13 protein-coding genes are annotated in these 20,720 nt (G+C 40.5%); 12 read left to right on the forward strand and 1 reads right to left on the reverse strand.

The genetic code is table 11. The features are described from left to right. The 11 genes from VNZ46_RS13865 to VNZ46_RS13915 all read left to right on the forward strand — a co-directional run. The coding region (locus tag VNZ46_RS13865; RefSeq protein ID WP_325560683.1) for a FecR family protein at positions 1–603 on the forward strand (603 nt) is incomplete at its 5' end. A 203-nt stretch (positions 604–806) separates the two neighbouring features. Then, positions 807–4,136, forward strand: coding sequence for a TonB-dependent receptor (locus tag VNZ46_RS13870; protein ID WP_325560684.1), 3,330 nt, complete (start codon positions 807–809; stop codon positions 4,134–4,136). Between the two features lie 21 nt (positions 4,137–4,157). Then, entirely contained in the window at positions 4,158–5,771 is a 1,614-nt protein-coding gene (locus VNZ46_RS13875) for a RagB/SusD family nutrient uptake outer membrane protein (RefSeq protein ID WP_325560685.1), read from the forward strand. A gap of 19 nt (positions 5,772–5,790) precedes the next feature. After that, positions 5,791–6,909: a SusE domain-containing protein gene (locus VNZ46_RS13880; RefSeq protein ID WP_325560686.1), complete on the forward strand. Its 1,119-nt coding sequence runs from the start codon at positions 5,791–5,793 to the stop codon at positions 6,907–6,909. 81 nt (positions 6,910–6,990) lie between these two features. After that, positions 6,991–8,130 (forward strand): glycoside hydrolase family 76 protein, encoded by a 1,140-nt coding sequence (locus tag VNZ46_RS13885; RefSeq protein WP_325560687.1) that lies wholly within the window; start codon positions 6,991–6,993, stop codon positions 8,128–8,130. Positions 8,131–8,144: 14 nt separating this feature from the next. Further along, positions 8,145–9,623: an alpha-L-fucosidase gene (locus VNZ46_RS13890; protein WP_325560688.1), complete on the forward strand. Its 1,479-nt coding sequence runs from the start codon at positions 8,145–8,147 to the stop codon at positions 9,621–9,623. Positions 9,624–9,626: 3 nt separating this feature from the next. Next, positions 9,627–10,868, forward strand: a complete 1,242-nt coding sequence (fucP, locus tag VNZ46_RS13895; protein WP_325560689.1) for an L-fucose:H+ symporter permease — start codon at positions 9,627–9,629, stop codon at positions 10,866–10,868. A gap of 101 nt (positions 10,869–10,969) precedes the next feature. Then, positions 10,970–11,980, forward strand: coding sequence for a LacI family DNA-binding transcriptional regulator (locus VNZ46_RS13900; RefSeq protein WP_325560690.1), 1,011 nt, complete (start codon positions 10,970–10,972; stop codon positions 11,978–11,980). 203 nt (positions 11,981–12,183) lie between these two features. Continuing rightward, positions 12,184–13,602, forward strand: a complete 1,419-nt coding sequence (locus tag VNZ46_RS13905; RefSeq protein WP_325560691.1) for a glycoside hydrolase family 125 protein — start codon at positions 12,184–12,186, stop codon at positions 13,600–13,602. 76 nt (positions 13,603–13,678) lie between these two features. Continuing rightward, positions 13,679–14,569, forward strand: coding sequence for an ROK family protein (locus VNZ46_RS13910; RefSeq protein ID WP_325560692.1), 891 nt, complete (start codon positions 13,679–13,681; stop codon positions 14,567–14,569). Between the two features lie 53 nt (positions 14,570–14,622). Next, a complete protein-coding gene (locus VNZ46_RS13915) occupies positions 14,623–16,917 on the forward strand; it encodes a GH92 family glycosyl hydrolase (RefSeq protein WP_325560699.1) in 2,295 nt (764 codons plus the stop codon). Between the two features lie 175 nt (positions 16,918–17,092). Here VNZ46_RS13915 and VNZ46_RS13920 read toward each other — a convergent pair whose 3' ends face one another. After that, on the reverse strand, positions 17,093–17,578 hold the full coding sequence (locus VNZ46_RS13920; protein WP_325560693.1) for a DinB family protein: 486 nt from the start codon (positions 17,576–17,578) through the stop codon (positions 17,093–17,095). Positions 17,579–17,701: 123 nt separating this feature from the next. Between VNZ46_RS13920 and VNZ46_RS13925 the strand changes: the two genes are divergently transcribed. After that, on the forward strand, positions 17,702–20,614 hold the full coding sequence (locus VNZ46_RS13925) for a triple tyrosine motif-containing protein (RefSeq protein ID WP_325560694.1): 2,913 nt from the start codon (positions 17,702–17,704) through the stop codon (positions 20,612–20,614). Positions 20,615–20,720: the final 106 nt, after the last annotated feature.

The following is a 20,720-nucleotide window of genomic DNA, read 5'->3' on the forward strand; positions in this document are numbered from 1 at the left end:
CAATACCAGCTAAAGCTACCAGATGGTACTTTAGTTTGGTTAAATTCGGCCTCATCGCTTCGTTTCCCAACCCAGTTCGCCGGAAAAGAAAGAAGTGTAGAACTTGATGGTGAGGCCTATTTCGAGGTTGCCAAAAATAAAGAAATGCCTTTTAAGGTGCATGTAAGAGCGATGGAAGTTCGGGTGTTGGGAACGCATTTTAATGTAATGGCTTACGATGATGAAGAAAGTATCAGTACCACTTTATTGGAGGGTTCTGTTAAGGTATCTAATGCATTGCAAACAGCGGTTATTCGACCAGGCCAACAAGCGAGTTTAAAAAAATCTTCTGGTATACTGGGTGTTGAAGAGGTGAATACTGTAGAGGCTATAGCTTGGAAAAATGGAAAATTCTTATTTGCTGATGAAGATATTGAGACGATTATGCGCCGGATCTCCCGCTGGTATAATGTGGAAGTGGAGTATAGGGGGAATCTCTCTGATAAGAATTTTGCAGGATCGATTTCCAGGTATGAAAATGTTTCTGAAGTGTTGAAGATGTTGGAATTGACCGGAACTATTCATTTTAAAGTCGAGGGAAGGAGGATTATCGTTATGCCTTAGGATTTACTCAAAGGATACGGTTGGCACTAAAAAGAAAAACCGGAAGCGTTGGCGCGCCCCCGGAGTTTTCAGGCTAAAAACCGTTTTATAAAAAGACAGCACATCTTATTACTGATTTAACCCAAATATTCAAATGTATGAATTTTTACTCTCTGTTTAAATGCAGGATGCAATCTTGTATCCCATTAAAATTATTGCTGGTTATGAAATTAACTACTATTTTACTGGTCGCATGCTTTACTCAGGTATTTGCTTCAGGTTATGCTCAGAATGTTAGCCTGCACAAGAAGAACGCGACGCTGAGCGTGGTTTTGAAAGACATTCAAAAGCAAACCGGGTTTAGTTTCCTATACAATACCAAAATGTTGAAGGAGGCCAGGCCTGTAAGTATTTCCATTGAAGAAATGAGCCTGGACCAGGCGCTGAAAAAGATTTTTGATCTTCAGCCTTTAACCTATATCATCAACAGGAATACGGTTGTGGTCAAAAGACGTACCGAATCCATGACAGTGGTTCAGGATATCATCACTGTTACAGGTAAGGTGATGGATGAAAAAAATATGCCTCTTCCTGGAGTAACTGTAAAGTTAAAGGGGACAACAACCGGAATGGTAACAGGTACAGATGGTACTTATCGCGTTAAAGTTCCTGATAACGGGACACTAGTCTTCAGTTACTTGGGATACACCGCCCAGGAGATCAGGGTTGAGGGTAGAACCAGTATTGATGTTACGATGAATGTTGATTTACAGCAACTGGAACAGGTGGTTGTAGTTGGATACGGCACCCAGAAACGCTCGAGTGTTACAGGGGCTATAGATCAGATTAAGGCAGGTCAGGTAGAAGATCGTCCTGTTGGAAATCTTACACAGGCTCTGCAGGGAACATCTCCAAGCCTGGTTATTCAGCAGCGAAGTATGAATCCCAACGACAATACCATGAACATCAATTTGAGAGGGGTGAGTACTATGGGGAATAATGCCCCGCTATTGGTTATTGATGGCGTAATTAGCGATGATATTGGCAATATGAACAATCTGAATCCTAATGATATTGAAAACATATCGATATTAAAGGATGCCGGAAGTTCAGCTATTTATGGTTCGCGTTCTGCAAACGGTGTTATATTGATCACCACCAAGCAAGGCAAACTGGGTATGAAGCCGCAGGTAAAGTTCGGTGCAATTATAGGCGCTCAGGACCCTAAGATATTAGTTAAGCCTCTAAAAGGATATCAGAATGCTTTACTGCGTAATGATTCCTATATCAACGTAGGAGAAAAACCAATTTATTCTTCAGCGCAAATCAGTCAGTTCGCAACAGGCGACAGCCAGTATTTCCTGGATGGTATTTTAAAAAATGCACTGCAACAAAACTATAACCTGAGTGTGCAGGGGGGATCTTCAAATACTGCTTATATGATTTCCTTAGGTTATTATGACCAGGAAAGTAATTTCAAAGGACCAGATTTTGGACTAAAACGCTATAACTTCCGTTCTAACCTCACTACTGATATCGGAAGGCTCAAGTTAACCACTATATTGTGGTACGACAGAAATGACGGTAAAGCCTATCAGGGAGATACTGGATTTTTAATTGCAGACGCTTCACGTCTTCCTGTATATAATACCTACATTCTGAAAGACGCAAATGGAAGATATTACAACAATGACGTTCTAACCGGAGGAAATCCACTCGCTTCATTGGAACACGGCGGGTATACAAATACCAACAATGATCATTTTCAGGGAAGTTTGAATGCCGAATTTCAAATCATAGACGGGTTAAAGGCAAAAGGATTGGTTGGTTTTGATCTTCGCCCTGAATCACGTTTGATCAGAAGGTTTTATTGGCCCATATACAATTGGATGGGTGGAGATAGTCCTGTAAATGAAAATAACTCAAAAAACTATAGCATAGATGATTATAATGGCAAAGCTACACTGTTGAACACACAGGCTATGCTTGATTACAACAAAACATTCGGGAAATCGCATCAGGTTTCACTGCTGGCTGGTTTCTCCAATGAGTCTTTCAGACAACGCCGTATTGAAATAGCGAGGAATTTTGTGGATCCGGTTCTGGGGATTCCAATTGAAGGAACTAAAACGGATGAAACAGCGAGCTATAACTCGCCTGGAGGTACCGTAGAAAGAAGTATTTATTCCTATTTTGGACGTGCAAGCTACTCTTTCGATGACAAATACTATGCTGAAGGAAATTTCCGTTATGATGGTTCTTCCAAGTTTTTGAAAGATAACCGCTGGGGGTTTTTCCCATCTGTATCTTTAGGCTGGCGGATCACACAGGAGAAATTCTTTGAGTTCTGGAAAAATAAGATTGGTGATTTGAAGATTCGTGGTTCTTATGGAATTCTAGGTAATCAAAATATAGATGATTATCAGACTTTTACAACTTATGATATTTACCAGAACCAGTATGGGTTTAATAATGTTGCGGTACCGGGAACGGGTTATACCTTTGGTAATCCTGACCTAAAATGGGAGACATCTTCATCATTCAATATAGGAGCAGATGCAACTTTTCTGAAAGGAAGTTTGACAGCTACGTTTGATTATTTTCACAAAACAACTAAGGATATTTTATTGACGCCTCAGACTCCACTTACTTTAGGTGGTGCCGTTCCTAAAGCCAATCTGGGTGAAATGGCTAATCAAGGTTGGGAATTCAGCTTGAATTATAATTTAATTCTTAATGGAATACGTCAGTCTTTTGGGTTCAATGTTGGAGATTCCTGGAATAAGGTAACAAAATTCGAAGGATATGAGCAAATCAGCAAATCGGATGAAATTGAACGCATCATTCGCGTTGGACTACCATTATATAGCTACTATGGTTATAAAACAGATGGCTTGTTCAAAAATGAAGATGACATCAGGAACTCCGCTCTTCCTGTTGGTATACTGCCCCAACCTGGCGATGTGAAATATAAAGACAGAAATGGAGATGGCATTATTGATGATAATGACAGGTATGTACTTGGTAACGCTTTCCCACGTCTTACTTTTGGATTCAGCTATGATGTTCAATGGAAAGGATTTGATCTGAATATGCTTTGGCAAGGCGTTGGTAAACGGGACATGGCCCTGAGAGGAGAGACCATAGAGCCATTTCATAGCGGTTATTCTTTTGTCATGTTTGAACACCAGCTCGATTATTGGACGCCGGCAAACCCTGACGCCAGATGGCCAAGACTTACCCCACAAGGTAATGCTTCTACGGTTAATAACTATGGCAAGGGATCTGATTTTAATATTTTCGATGGAAGATATATACGTCTGAAAAATATCCAGATTGGATATACACTCCCTAAAACTTTGACAAAAAGGATCGGAATGAGTAAGCTCCGGATATTTGTTGATGGGCAGAACCTGCTTACTTTCAGTAAGAATTCCTTTGTGGATCCGGAATCTACCGAGTTTGGTGGGAATATGAATGCGAGTGGTGCAAACAGTGCACGCAATTATCCCCTGCTGAAATATATAGGCGGTGGTTTTAATGTGGAGTTTTAATGAACAATATATAAAGGAATCATGACAAGGAAATTTAAAATATATGCTCACCTTACATTATTGGCAGCGGGTCTATTCATATCCGGCTGTGTAAAGCTGGATGTGACGCCAACAAATAAATTTACTGATGAAACTTACTGGACATCAGAAGATAAAGCGAATTCTGTTTTGAATATGGCTTACCGGCAAATGTTTACCAGTGACTATTTTATCACCAATGAAATATTGAGTGATAATGTTTATAATGGGTATGGAGCATCCAATGAGAAAATAATTGCCACCGGACTTGCAGATGCGTCTAACGGGCGTTTTGAAAGTGAATGGGGCGCCTGCTATGGTGGAATCAAGACCTGCCACACCTTTCTGGCCAATATAGACCGGGTAACATCGATGAGTACTGGTGTTAAGGAAAAAAGAAAGGCTGAAATACGTTTTATCAGGGCATCTCTTTATCTTGAGCTCACCACCTGGTATGGGGACGTACCTCACTTTACGGTAGATATAACACCAGAACAGGCCAAAACAATAACACGTAAGCCTCATGCCGAGATTATGGAATGGATCCATAAAGAACTGGATGAAGTTGCGACTGTTTTGCCAAGCAATTCGGAATATCCGGCGGCAGATAATGGCAGAATAACCAGAGGAGCTGCTGTTGCTTTGAATGCTCGTGCATATTTGTATGAGAACAATTGGGCAAAAGTGGCAGAATATTGCGATAAGCTGATGAATAGCTCTGCGTATGGTACCTATAGCCTGTTCTCCAATTATGAAGAGTTATTCTGGGTAAAGAATGAATATAACAGTGAAATTATCTTAAGCCTTCAATATGTACCAGATCTTAGAACCTGGGGAAACCTTGTGGACTATGTGCCCATGTCAGCGAATGCACGTTTGAACAATGCAGCACCAACTCAGGGATTGGTGGACAGCTATTTAATGAAAAATGGTAAGAAATGGACTTCAAGTGATCCGGATTATGCCAATCGCGATCCGCGCATGGGTGCAACAATCGTGTATGACGGATCTAAATGGCAAGACAGATCTGGAAATAGCCGTACTATAGAAATTAATCCCGACAGTAAAACATTAGACAAATACACCAATGGCTCGGCCGGTAGTTCTACCGGATATTATTATCGGAAATTTGCTGATCCGAGTCCGGCGGCTTACACGGGCGGCAGCTGGGATTCCAATTTAAACCTCCCATTAATACGCTATGCAGATGTATTGCTGATGTATGCTGAAGCAAAAAATGAGTTGGGAGGGATGAATAGTGCGATCTGGAACCAAACCATTAGAAAACTTAGAGAAAGAGCTGGTTTTGATAATACCACTGAAGCGATGGACCTGCCGGCAGTTGGACAGGCTGAGCTAAGAGAAATTATCAGAAATGAACGTCGGTGTGAACTGGCACTGGAAGGGTTGAGAGCATTTGATATTCGGCGTTGGAAAACGGCGGAGACGGTGCTGACACAACCCATTCGGGGAGCTAAGTTTGATAAGTCCAGTGGAACATATGATTATATAAAGCTTCCTGCCGGAAACTTCAGTCGAAACCGTGATTATTTGTGGGCAGTTCCAAGAAAAGAACTTTTGCTCAATCCAAATTTAAAACAGAATCCAGGATATTAACCATTAATAAGAAGCAAAAATGAAAACATATATATTGTCAGCAGCGTGCTGTTTAACTGTACTCTTATCTTTTTTTGGCTGTAAAAAGGATAAAGAATTTAAAGATGTTCAAGTAACTGAAGTCACTACGTTTTACTCGCCGGATGATGCTAAAAAGGTATTGCTAACCCCAACAGGAACATTATATTTTGAATGGGAGAAGTCTGTAGCCATGGACAATGGTGTAGTTTATTATGATGTTCTTTTTGACAAAGAAAACGGGGATTTTTCTAAGCCAATATATACAGTTCCTGCAGATAATAACGGAATAGGCAGGGGAGCAAGTGTAACACACAAAATATTAGACAGGATAGGGAAGTTTGCAGGAATCGGATCGGGTGAAGAAGGGACGATTAAATGGACTATTGTAGCTTCCAGGGGAATTTCAAAAGTAGTTTCCAAGCAGATTCGTTCTTTGAAAATCACCAGGTTAACTGGTATCGAGGCTCCTGCTTCCTTATATCTGACTGGAGAAGGAACAGAAGGTGGAGCTCAGTTGGCTCAGGCATTAACAGTGAAATCAATGTCCGGAGGAGATACCTTTGAAATTTACACGAAATTGCTTGGAGGAAAAAGCTATAAGTTTGTAGACTCCAAAACCAATGTAACCAGAACTTTTTCCGTAGATAATAGCGGAAGCACCTTTAAAGAAAATGCAGATGGCGCAACAGTAATAAAAGACGGGATTTACAGGATTAATTTAGATTTTAACGCAGGAACTGTTTCATTGCAGGAAATTACCAAATTGGATTTCTTTATGTGTACTCCGCAGAAAAGAACAACCTTAACTTATCAGGGAAAAGGCACATGGAAAGTTAGCAATATGGTACCTGATTTTACTTCCGGTGGCTTTGGTGATGACAGGTATTTCTTCCGTATGACAATTGCAGGGGTAGATCAAAAAGTGGGTTCCAGCAATATAGACAATCAACCCCCTGCTGTAAAAACAGGGTCGTATTTTAACCTGTTTTTCTACCCTGGTGAAAATAACCAATGGAATTACTCTTTCAAATTTCCTAACCGGACAATTCAGAAGTGCGATGTAATTGTTTCATTCAGTGCTGAAATAGCAAATTATACACACGAAATTGTCTATTAAGGATTAACGAAAGAGACAAAGATCAAGTTTATGATAAGGTCCAACCGTAAAAAGATACAAATGAAGAAAATGTTGTTGGTAATGAGTATAGCGCTAATATTTAGCGCTTGCTCAAAAATAAAAGACGAATATATAGACAGGAGTGCAAAATATGCTGTCAACTGGGCTACTGCAGCAGATAGCAGCAGCAGTAACTTAGCTAATATTTACTGGAACGCTGCAGGCCATCATTTTAATAATGATAATCTGGGAACGGTGGTGCGGAACGATTATTGGCCGGAAGCACACGGATTGGATGTGCTGGTTGATGCTTATCAAAGGACAAAAAATGATCTGTATAAGCAGCGTATCTACGATTTTTATGAAGGCGTGAAAGCTAAGAACTGGGGGAGTTTCTATAATAATTATTATGATGATATGGGCTGGCATGGAATGGCTCATCTGCGGGCATTAGAAGCTACAGGAGACCCTCGTTATGAAGAATCAGCCAAAGACTTATGGAAATGGATTACTGCCGGCTGGAACGATGCTGACGGTGGAGGAATTCCCTGGAATCATGAGAATACGACAGAAGGAAAAAGTAAAGGAATGCCATCAAATGGACCAGCAGCAATTATAGCTGCCCGCCGTTGGCAGAAATATGGTGCAGCTGAAGTGATTAACGGACATAATGACCTTGAATGGCTATCTAAGATCTATAATTGGATGAAGGAAAATTGTGTGGTCCAGCAATCGGGTAGAGTGTATGAGAAGCTGGATGATACCAAAGGTGATTTTACCTACGATGTTGGAACTTTTATAGGTGCAGCAGTAGAGTACTATAAAATCACAGGGAATAAAGTTTATCTTAATGATGCGATTAAAAGTGCGGATTGGGCAACAAGTACCCTGGTCAATTCAAATAACAAAGTGCTGAGCGACTGGGCGGAACAAGAGGACCACGATGTGAATCTTTTCAAAGGAATTTTTGTAAGGTATTTTACTCAACTGATCAGAACCAAAGATGTGCCTGAAATGACCAGGAAGAGATATATCAATTTTCTGAAGAACAGCGGCCAGATTTTATGGACAACAGGTACAGCTAAAACTCCGGTGGTTTTGTTTGGCTATCATTGGTGGGCAGCACCAATTGGAGGAAAAGCGGCTTTACGCGCGGAGTTAAGTGGTGCGATGCTTATGGAAGCAATGGCTCTGCTTAAAAAAGAAGGGTACACGGATTAGGACAATCAGAACGCATGAATAAATCACCTTTCATATTCCCAGGAAGCTTACTCGCTGTATTTTTATTCTTTATGGTTCCATTATGGGCTATAGGACAGTCTAAAAAATACGAACCCAATTGGGCTTCTCTGGATAGCAGGCCACTTCCATCCTGGTTTGAAGACGCAAAGTTTGGGATCTTTATACACTGGGGACCTTATTCAGTGCCGGCCTGGGCACCAAAAGGTATGTATTCCGAGTGGTATCAGTACTGGCTCAAACAGAACGACAAAGCCGTTAATGAGCACCACAATAAGACTTTTGGTAATGATTTTTCCTATTATAATTTTGGAGAACAGTTTAAAGCGCTGGATTACCAGCCAGACCAATGGGCTAAACTAATTGAGTCGTCAGGTGCTAAATATGTGGTGCTCACTTCCAAGCATCATGATGGATATGCCTTATGGCCAAGTAAAGAAGCCTCCATTGCTTATTCAAGGCCCTGGAATAGCATGGAGAGCGGAGCCAAAAGAGACCTGGCTGGCGAATTTGCTGCTGCTATCCGCAAAACAGATCTGAAATTAGGGTTTTATTATTCCTTATTTGAGTGGTATAATCCATTATGGCTAAGGGATAAAGACAAATTTGTGGAACAACATTATTTTCCACAGGTTAAAGATCTTGTGGCCCGGTATAAACCAGACATACTTTGGACAGATGGAGAATGGGAACGTTCCGATAAAGAATGGAGATCAGAAGAGTTTTTAGCCTGGCTGTATAATGAATCCCCGGTTGGAGATAAAGTCATCGTAAACGATCGCTGGGGAAAGGATACCCGTAAAAAACACGGAGGCTACTACACTACAGAATATGCAGCGGATTTTAAAGCAAATAAGCCATGGGAGGAATGCAGGGGCATCGGGTTTTCCTTCGGATATAATCGTAATGAAGACATTCAGGATTATAATACGGCTCAAACGCTGGTGTTGATGCTGGTAAATATTGTAAGCAATGGTGGAAATTTGTTGCTTGATATCGGTCCGCAGGCAGATGGTAAAATCCCGCCGGTCATGCAGGAAAGACTTCAGGAAATTGGTGCCTGGATGAAGATAAATGGAGAGGCTATCTATGGGACACGAAGCTGGAAGAATCATTTTCAGTGGTCCAAGGGAAGGACAGACTGGGCTGCAAAAAATGAAGGCAGCGAGAGTGGCAGCTATATCCTTAAACAAACTGTAGACCCGGATCCGGGATATGCTGTTAAAGAAGTTTTTTTTACCAGTAAGGGGAATGAGCTGTATGCTATTCTTCCAAAACTGCCCGAAGGAAAATTTTTATTGAAAGATATACAAGTGCAGAATAATACCGATATTTCTCTCCTGGGTTTTGCTAAATCGATTAAATGGAAGAAGGTTAGAGGAGATATCGAGCTGCAGTTTCCAGTAATATCGCGTCAGGAGCTACCTGCACAATATGCTTACACCCTTAAACTAACCAATATAAACAGACCTTAACCCATGAACCAAAAACCATTGTTTACTGAAAAAAAATACCTGATTACGCTGGTATTTGTTACATCTTTATTTATGCTTTGGGGTATTGCCATTACGATGGCCGATGTTCTGAATAAGCACTTTCAGCATGTTTTAAAATTAACAAAATCTCAGTCTGCATTTGTCCAGTTTGCAGTTTTTGGTGCTTATTTCGTAATGGGGGTACCCGCAGGTCTATTTATGAAACGTTTTGGCTATAAAAACGGTGTACTACTTGGTTTGTCCCTCTTTGCAGGAGGGGCTTTCCTGTTTGTTCCTGCAGCTTATACCTCTTCGTTTGGCTTTTTTGGAATTGCTTTGTTTATTTTGGGCTGCGGCCTGTCTACCCTGGAAACCGTAGCCCACCCATTTGTGGCCTCATTGGGAGATCAGCGCACAAGTGACCAACGAATTAATTTTGCTCAATCATTCAATGCTGTAGGTGCGATGCTAGGGCCTTATATCGGATCTTATTTCTTGCTGAGACACAATACTCCCGGAAGCACCGATCTTACGTCTGTTAAGCTTTTGTATGCGGCCATTGGAGTTGTTATTGCCATAATTGCAGTGTCCTTTTCTTTTGTTAAAGTCCCTCAGACTATAGATCCGCATGCATCTGTAAAAGACGAGGATGCTGTTAATGTAGATGTTGCACCAAACAAACCTCTCTTTGGGCATAGGCATTTTGTGTGGGCTGTGATTGCCCAGTTCTTTAATGTCGCAGCGCAGGCTGGAACCTGGGCCTTTTTTATCAATTATGGGCATGAAAAGATGGGCTTCAGTGATGAAAAGGCGGCTAATTATATGGTTCTGTTTATGGGAATGATGCTGGCTGGTCGCTTTATAGGGACATTTTTGATGAAAGTAATTGCGCCTAATAAATTTCTGGCATGTTATGCGGCCGCCAATATTTTGATGTGTGTTGTTGTTGCCCAAGGTTTGGGATGGACCTCATACCTGGCCTTGTTGATGATCAACTTCTTCTTTAGTATTATGTTTCCCACTATTTTCAGTCTGGGCATCAAGAACCTGGGGGCACATACACAGCAAGCCTCCTCTTTTATCTCCATGGGGGTGGTTGGTGGAGCCTTTTTTCCTTTCCTTATGGGAAAAGCAGCAGATAGTTATGGTATTGAACATGCTTATTATCTTCCTATTCTTTGCTATGTGATTATCTTTCTCTTTGGCTATCGGTTCTATAAGGTTCAGCCCAAAAGATTTAAATGAAAGTAAATAAAGCTGTATTGAAAATGTTGCTTCTGTTTAAGAATTAATACATTAAATTAAGAAATAATATTTTATAGATTTGCTGTATAGAAGATAAGCATATGACGACCAAAGCGCTTTCGATAAAAGATATAGCGAAAAAAGCAAATGTATCCATCACCACAGTTTCCTTTATTCTGAATGGCAAGGCAGTAGAGAAGAATATAAGTACAGCTGTCATCGAAAGAGTGGAGAAAATTATTAAAGATGATGGCTTTAAGCCCAATCAGGTGGCCCGTAGTTTGCGAACAGGCAGTTCCAAGATCATAGGCCTGATTGTAGAGGATATTTCAAATCCTTTTTTTTCGGCTATAGCCAGATTAATAGAAGATAAAGCTTATAAAAAGGATTACAAGATTATTTATTCCAGTACAGAGAATCATCCTGGGAAAATGAAAGAACTGATCAACCTTTTTAAGTCAAGGCAGGTTGATGCCTATATAATTTCTCCTGCTTTAGGTACAGAGCAGGATATTCAGGCTCTGTTAGATGAACATAAACCAGTTGTCCTTTTTGATCGTTTTCTCCCTTCCCTTGACGTGAGTTATGTTGGTATAGATCATATTGAAGCTTCTTATAAGGCAACTGAGCACTTTCTGAAACTAAAGAAAAAGAACATCGCCCTGGTTACCATTGACCTTGAAGTTGAACAGATTGTCAACCGTTACGATGGTTACAAACAGGCGATCCTTGATTATAAGGGCAATCAAAATGAATCCCTTGTGTTAAAAGTGCCGTTTGGACAGGAAAAAGAAGAAACCATAGCACAGCTAAAGGAACTGTTTAAAGAACACGCTGAAATTGATGCCGTTTTGTTTGCGACAAATTATCTGGCTATTAGTGGCCTCACAGCACTTAAAGAGATGGAGAAAGTTGTTGATACCGATTTTTCGGTCATTGCTTATGACGATGGGGATGTTTTCAAACTGCATACACCCCAGATTTCGGCCCTGGGTCAACCCCTGGAGGAAATTGCAGAGCGGATCATCAGTCTGATTTTAATGCAGCTGTCGTCGAAAGAGGTATTGAAAACAGAGCGGGTCATCTTGTCAGGCGAATTGATTGTACGGTAGGAGGTCAAGATGTACTTTAAATGTTACAGCTGCAGAAAATAATTTTTCTACAGAGTTGTAAAATAAAAATATTATTCCTCATATTAGTAAAACGTTTTAGTGTGGTGATCACTCAAATCATAATTGTATAGTAATAACATCTAAATCAATAACCAAATATAAACCAATGGTCATTTTGATGACCATAATGTAATATTTCATTTATGAAAAGGAGAACATTTATTAGAAACACCGGCGTTCTTGGTGCAGGTTTGCTCGCATCAAAAGTTTCTTTTGCTGCAGCGCCCGAATTTCCTGTGGTCAGAGTAGCCCAGGGAAAAAGACATTTTCAAAGTAAGGCAGTAGACGCCGCCATTAAAACCTTTCAGTCAAAAGTTAAAAATCCAGAACTGAACTGGCTTTTTGAGAACTGTTTTCCAAATACACTGGATACGACTGTATATTATAAAGAAGATAACGGAAAGCCTGATACCTATGTCATCACAGGTGATATCGATGCCATGTGGTTAAGAGACAGCTCTGCACAGGTTTGGCCATATTTACAATTTGTTAACGAAGACCTGGCTTTAAAGAAATTAATTGCCGGAGTGATTGCCCATCAAACAAAATGCATTCTCAAAGACCCATATGCGAATGCTTTTTATGGAGATCCTGAAAAAGTAGGTGAGTGGAAAACAGATGAAACCACCATGCTTCCTGGTATTCATGAAAGAAAGTGGGAAATAGATTCCTTGTGTTATCCCATCCGTTTGTCTTTCCATTACTGGAAAAAAACAGGCGATAAGCAGCCTTTTACAGATACCTGGAAGAAAGGCATCGAGGCTATTTTAAAAACCTTTAAAGAACAGCAACGAAAAACAGGCCATGGCCCATATCATTTCAGAAGAGTAACAGAGAAACCTACAGATACACAGCCTATGGCAGGTTATGGATTCCCGGTCAATCCTGTTGGGCTAATTTGCTCTGCCTTCAGACCGAGTGATGATGCGACGATATTTCCTTTCCTGATTCCTTCAAACTTCTTTGCAGTAAGTTCTTTGAAACAAGCAGGAGAAATGGTCAAAGCCATTTTTAATGATGCGGCGCTTTCAGCAGATTTGTTAAGCCTGGCCGAGGAAGTAGATGCAGCTATTCAAAAATACGCGATAGTAAACCATCCGAAATATGGAAAGATCTATGCATTTGAAGTAGATGGATTTAGCAATACCTACCTGATGGATGATGCGAATGTACCCAGCCTGCTGGCTTTACCCTACCTGGGCTCAGTAGATCTGAATGATCCAATCTACCAGAACACTAGAAAATTTGTACTCTCTTCAGACAATCCCTTCTATTTTAAAGGTACAGCTGCAGAAGGCATCGGAGGTCCTCATGTAGGTCAGGATATGATATGGCCGATGAGTATTACGATGAGGGCTTTAACCTCTACGGATAAGGACGAAATTAAGAAATGTATTCAGACACTGCAGAAAACACATGCCGGTAAGGGCTTTATGCATGAGTCTTTCCACAAAGATGACCCTTCTAATTTTACCAGAGCATGGTTTGCCTGGTCAAATACGCTGTTTGGGGAGTTGTTGTGGAAAACTTATCATGAAATGCCGGATATTTTAAAAGCGTAACTATTCAACAAACGCAGCAAATGCTTTGGCCGGATAAAAAAGATAACTCACAAAAACAGATAATAATATAATTGAAATGAAGAAACCTATTGTATTAGGTGTTGATATAGGTGGCTCTCACATTACAGCAGCCCTGGTAAACTTAACAACCGGAACACTTCTTCCGGAGTCGCGGCAACGCATACATGTAAACTCTGATGACGCAGCGGGCGTGATCCTTGACAATTGGTGTAAAGTGATTAAAGAATCTTTCAGGGTACTTGGCAACCAAAAAAAACTGATCGGAATTGCAATGCCAGGACCCTTTGACTATGGAAAAGGAATCTCACTGATCAAGGATCAAGACAAATTCAAGACCCTGTATCAGATAAATATTAAAAATGAACTCGCAAGCAGGCTGGAAATAGAGCCAGAATGCATTCGGTTCATTAATGACGCAGCTGGTTTTTTACAAGGAGAAGTCTATGGTGGTGCTGCCCGTCATTTCGAACGAGTTGCCGGTTTGACGTTAGGAACCGGGCTTGGATCTGCTTTTTGTAAAGACGGTATTGCAGAAGATGCGGCATTATGGAATGCAAAATTTAAAGAGGGCATTGCTGAAGACTATTTGTCAACCCGATGGTTTACCAGCCGATATTTTCAGTTGACTGGAAAAGTTATTGGTGGAGTTAAAGAAATCAACCTTTCTGAATGTCAGGACCAGCCGGTACAGCAGATCTTTGAAGAATTTGGGCATAACCTTGCGCAGTTCATCACCTATCTGGTTCAGGAAAATCCTTGGCAGGCAATTGTTTTGGGGGGCAATATCTCCAATGCCCATTTGTGTTTTATGCCTTATGTACAAAAGGCACTGGATAAAAATGGAATAAAAACAGAGATCAGAATTGCAGAGTTGAAAGAAGATGCTTCCTTAATTGGAGCGGCAAGTTGCTGGAGCACTTTAGCGGAGATAGGAAATACGACTTAAAATGAACCACAATTAAATTAATATCTATAAACAACACAAACAGAGAAACCATGATGAAAAGAATTTTTAGTGCCCTGCTTGTTTTGGGTACCACTTGTACTTTTGCACAGCAGGGGGTTAATCTATCTGACCCTGTCGAACTGGTGAACCCTTTAATGGGAACGCAGTCTAAACCTGACCTTTCCAATGGAAATACCTACCCTGCAGTTGCAGTTCCATGGGGAATGAATTTCTGGACCCCTCAAACTGGGAAAATGGGAGATGGATGGGCTTATACTTATGATGCAGATAAGATCAGGGGATTTAAACAAACCCACCAGCCATCACCCTGGATGAATGACTATGGACAATTTGCGATGATGCCGGTTACCGGAAGTCTTAAATTCAAAGAGGATGACCGCGCCAGCTGGTTCAGCCACAAAGCAGAAATTGCAAAACCCTATTATTATAGTGTTTATCTGGCAGATGCGGATGTAACCACTGAAATTACTCCGACAGAACGCGCAGCCCAGTTTAGATTTACTTTCCCCAAAGCAGACAGCGCATTCGTTGTTGTAGATGCTTTAAATAAAGGATCGTACATTAAAATTTTCCCTAAAGAAAGAAAGATCATTGGTTACTCGACAAAGTACGCGAGAGGACCGTTGCCCAAAAACTTCAAAAATTATTTTGTCATCTATTTTAATAAAGACTTTACCTTATCCAAAACCTGGAGTGATAAAACCCTTAAAGATGGTTTAGAGCTGGAGAGTGACCACAGCGGCGCGGTGATTGGTTTTAAGACCACTAAAGGTGAGCAGGTTATTGCAAAAGTAGCTTCGTCATTTATCAGCTTTGAACAAGCCGAAATCAGTTTAAAAAGAGAATTGGCGAATGACACATTTGATGCGACCAAACAAAAAGCTAAAAATGTGTGGAACAAAACATTGGGCCGCATTAGTGTAGAAGGTGGGACAATTGATCAGGCACGCACATTCTACTCTAGTTTGTACCGTACTTTGTTTTTTCCAAACAAACTGTATGAGGTTGACGCCAACAATAAAATCGTACACTGGAGTCCTTATAATGGAAAAATCCTGCCAGGTTATATGTTTGCCGGTACCGGTTTCTGGGATACTTTCCGGGCATTATATCCCTTCCTGAACCTAATGTATCCATCCATTAATAAAGAAATGCAGGAAGGATTGGTAAACGACTTTAAAGAAGGTGGCTGGCTGCCGGAATGGAGCAGTCCGGGTTACGCCAATATTATGGTCGGAAACAATTCCGCTTCTGTTGTAAGTGATGCCTATATCAAAGGAATGCGTGGTTATGACATTAATACTTTATGGGATGCAGTAACCCATGGTGCCAATAATGAAGGTCCTATGGAGGCTGTCGGACGTAATGGTGTTGAGTACTATAACAAATTGGGTTATGTTCCCTACGATGTGAAAATCACAGAAAACGCGGCTAAAACCTTAGAATACGCTTATGATGATTTTGCTATTTATCAACTTGGACGAGCTCTGGGGAAACCGGAAAGTGAAATTGGTATTTATGCAAAAAGAAGTATGAATTATAAGAATCTTTTTGATCCTTCTACAGGTTTAATGCGTGGAAAAAATCAGGATGGTACTTTCCAGTCGCCGTTCAGTCCATTTAAATGGGGTGGTGCTTTTACAGAAGGCAATAGCTGGCATTATACCTGGTCTGTTTTTCATGACATTGCCGGTCTGTCTAAACTGATGGGAGGAAGTGAGAAATTTGTTCAGAAACTAGACTCTGTATTTAGCCTGCCTCCAGTCTTTGATGAGAGTGCCTATGGTGGTGTCATTCATGAGATCAGAGAGATGCAGATCGCAAATATGGGGCAGTATGCACATGGAAATCAACCTATCCAGCATATGATCTATTTGTACAATTATGGTGGAGCTCCCTGGAAAACACAATATTGGGCAAGAGAAACTATGAACAGAATGTATAAAGCAACCCCCGACGGTTATTGTGGCGATGAAGACAATGGCCAGACCTCTGCCTGGTATGTTTTTTCTGCTTTAGGATTTTACCCGGTTACGCCTGCAGTAGATCAGTATGCACTTGGTGCTCCACTGTTTAAAAAGATCACCCTTAAGTTGGAGAATGGTAAAACAGTAACTATTAATGCACCAGGTAACAGTGAGGAAAACCGGTATGTGCAGTCTTTGCAGATCAATGGAAAACCCTATTCAAAAAACTGGATCAGCCATTCGGGATTACAAAATGGAGGAATACTGAACTTTAATATGACTGCTGTCCCAAATAAACAAAGAGGATCAGATCCTGCAGATTTCCCCTATTCCTTTTCAACTGAAAAGGCTAAAAAATAAGATTCAACTGCTTAATGCCAATTGGGCTGATGAATTCGCTAAAATGAGTCGATGAACCAGAGCAATTTTTTAAGTAATTGCAGTCAGGTAATCAGAATTTTAGTGTAGTGTTTATGTTTGAATTGTATCAGGAGGTCCTAAAAAGCCTCCTGATTTTTTATGTAGGTATTACAGCTCAATTCCAAATCTTCAGCAATCTCCTGATGAGGATGATTTCTCCGATGTGGTAAGCTGTATGGTCTGCAATTAATAACGCTTCTTTAAAGAGGTTCTGTCCGCTACCCTGTGGAAGGGGCTCGAAAAGATCAGTGTCTGTTGTCTTCAGAAATTGAATGAATCTATCCCTGTCTCTTTTGATTTGATGCAAAATATGATCCCAGGCTTGTTTGGAAACCATATCATCGCTGCTTATCCAATATCCTTCCGGCCATTGTGGAGAGACATGATTTGGGTTTAAACAAAATTCAACAATATCCCATTGTGCTATCCGAATATGTTCGGCCAGTTGAAAGATGTTGTAAGGCAGGTTTTCGGGTGTTAACATCAACTTATCTAAAGAAATGTCTTTAACCGCTTCTTCAAATGTGACGTGGGCGTTCCCCTTGGAAAGCAAATCTCCAAGCTCTTTTATCAGCAATGACTTCTTTTGTTCTTCGTTCATAACGAAATAACATAAAGCGGAAATTTTAGTTTTCAGAGAAGGGCATATTCTTTCAGATGAATAAAAAGTATTAACTTGAACCTCCGTCTTGGAATTCTAAGACAACGCTTATCTATGCTCGTTATGAATCAAAAGAAGAACCTTCTGTTTCTTATACTCTTGTTTATAAGTTCTTTAGCCCAGTCGCAGGCACCATTGGCGCTTCCGCAAATTGTAAACTATAGCTATGGACAATACAAAGGAGGAATTCAGAACTGGGATGTAGCCCAGGATCAAAATGGCATTCTTTATTTCGGTAATAATGATGGTTTACTCACCTTTAACGGACGTTTCTGGAATATTCATCATTTGCCAAACTTTACAGTGGTCCGCTCGGTAAAGATCGATTCGAAAAACAGAATCTTTGTTGGAGGACAGGATGAGGCCGGCTACTTTTTTCCTAATGCAAATGGTGTGCTCACGTATCACTCATTAATGAATCTGATCCCGGAAAAGGAACGGAAATTTGCAGATATATGGAATATTGTTATCCGGGGAGACGAGGTATTCTTTCGTTCATTAAGTAAGATCCTGCATTTTAAAGATAACCGCATCCGTATTTACAAACCCGAAACACAATGGGAATTCTTAGGAACTGGAAATAAGGAAGTTTATGCACAAGTAAAAGGAAGGGGGCTGATGATCTATAAGAACGGCATCTGGCAGCCCTTATATAACCCTCCCGAATTGGATCATGCAGAGATAACTTCCATTCTCCCTTTTCGCAGAGACACTTTATTGGTTACGACATTGAAAACAGGGCTCTTTAAAATGTCTTCAAAGGCACTTACTCCATTTGTAACAGAAGTAGACCATCTGTTCCATAATGACCGGATTTATTGTGCTACCCAGGTTAATTCCGAATGGTATGCTTTTGGGAGTACTTCTACCGGGATTTTGATCATTAACAAGAACGGAAAGATGATCCAGAAATACTCCTACGAAGAAGGACTTCAGAAGGACAACATCAGGGGATTGCTGATCGATCAAAACAAAAGCCTTTGGGTTGCACTTGACGATGGTATAGATCTTATTGGTATCAATAGTGCAATTAAAACGGTATTCCCGGATAAAAACAAACAAGCAACCGGCTATGCGATTAACCTATTCAAAGACGTATTATATGTTGGAACCTCTAATGGGCTCTATGCATCAAAAGTGGATCCTGATCAGAAAGATATCAGTTTGTCAAAACGAGCATTTTATGAAGTAAAAAATGCTAAAGGCCAGGTGTGGGGACTTCAGGAAATCAATGGTCAGTTATTGATGGGACATGAAGATGGTATTTTTCTTATAGAAGGGGTCGAAGCCAGGAAGATCACCTCCTCCGGAACTTGGTTGTTTCAACCGATTTCCTGGGTTTATCCAACTAAGGATATACTTGCAGGCAATTATTTTGGATTGCTGCATTTAAGTTTTAACGGAGGAAAATTTGAGAATAAAGGACAGCTGCCTGGTTATACGGATTCCTTCAGGTTTCTGGATTTTGATGCCGAAGAAAACACCGCATGGGTGTCTCATCCTAACAGGGGGATTTATAAACTAAAAATAGCCCCAGATTATAGCCGGATCCTGAACAGCCGTATCTACGGGAAGCAGGATGGCTTGCCCTCTACTCTACATAATTATTTGTACCGGATCAAAAACCGAAGGGTAATCTCCACTGAAAAGGGACTCTATGAATATGATCCAAAAAATGACTCCTTTAAGCCCTCTTCCTTATTTAATGGCGCTTTGAAAAATGTTCAGATTCAATACCTTAAGGAAGATAATCAAGGTAATGTGTGGTTTGTTTCCAACAAACGGGTTGGGATTGTTGACTTTAGTCAGGCTTCTGCATCCAGACCTTTTACTATTATTTATCTGCCAGAGCTCAATGAAAAAGTAGTGGGTGGTTTTGAGTCCGTTTATCCTTTAAATGAAGAGAACATATTTATAGGGGCAAGTAAAGGCGCATTTCATATCAACTATAAAAAGTATAAAGAAAATACATTCAAACCAAACATTCTTCTTGGAGTAGTAAAGCTTTTTGGAAAGAAAGACAGTATCCTTTTTGGTGGTTATTTTATGAGTGGAGAGCAGGTTACCCGCCAGCAGAACAGTAAGCACGTACTACAACTTTCTCATGAACACAATTCTCTGCATTTTGAATATTCCTCTACATTATTTGAACAACAGAACAATATTGAATTTAGTTATCAACTGGCAGGATTCGACAAATCCTGGTCAGAATGGAGCGCAAAAAGTGAAAAGGACTATACCAATCTTCCTCCTGGAAATTATACTTTTAAGATTAAATCGAGAAATAATCTGGGCAGTGAATCTGAGGCATCAGCCTATCGGTTTGTGATAAAACCAGCCTGGTACAGGAGCATTTGGGCCTATCTTTTTTATTTGATGGTTGCAATTGTAGGGATATATCTCTTGTTCAAATGGCAGAAAATAAAACATAAAAAAGCTCAGGAAAAGCTCAGTTATTTACACCAGCTGGAAACAGATCGTAACGAGAAGCAGATTGCTGATCTAAAGAATGAAAAACTGGAAGCTGATATGAATTTTAAGAACAGAGAGCTTGCAGCGATGACAATGCACCTGGTCGAGCGGGGTAAAGTCCTGGCCAGAATTAAAGATGTGATTTCCACGCTGGTTAAAAAGCATGATGTTCCAGACAATTCACAAAGCTTCAGGCACTTGTTGCGGCTCATTAGGGACGTAGAGAAAGGCGATCAGGACAGGGAACAGTTTACGCTTCATTTTAATAATGTGAATGATGATTTTTTTGGGAAGCTGAAAGATCTTTTTCCTGATCTTACCCCGAATGAACTCAAACTTTGCGCATACCTTAAGATGAACCTCTCCACCAAAGAGATTGCTCAACTGATGAACATTACTCCAAAAGCAGTAGAGGTTGGACGGTACCGTTTGAGGAAAAAACTGCAACTGGCAACCGAAGTTAACCTTTTTGATTTTTTGATGGATATTGCGAATCAAAAATGATTTATTTTAATCTGTTGATAGTGAGTTGTTTGTTTCTTCTTTGTAGTGCTCATGTAGTGCTTGGAATGTCTTTGGAAATGGGTTTCTGAACCTGATGTAGGGTTGG

Origin of the sequence: Pedobacter sp., from assembly GCF_035566355.1 — a bacterium.
Classification (GTDB): Bacteria; Bacteroidota; Bacteroidia; order Sphingobacteriales; family Sphingobacteriaceae; genus Pedobacter.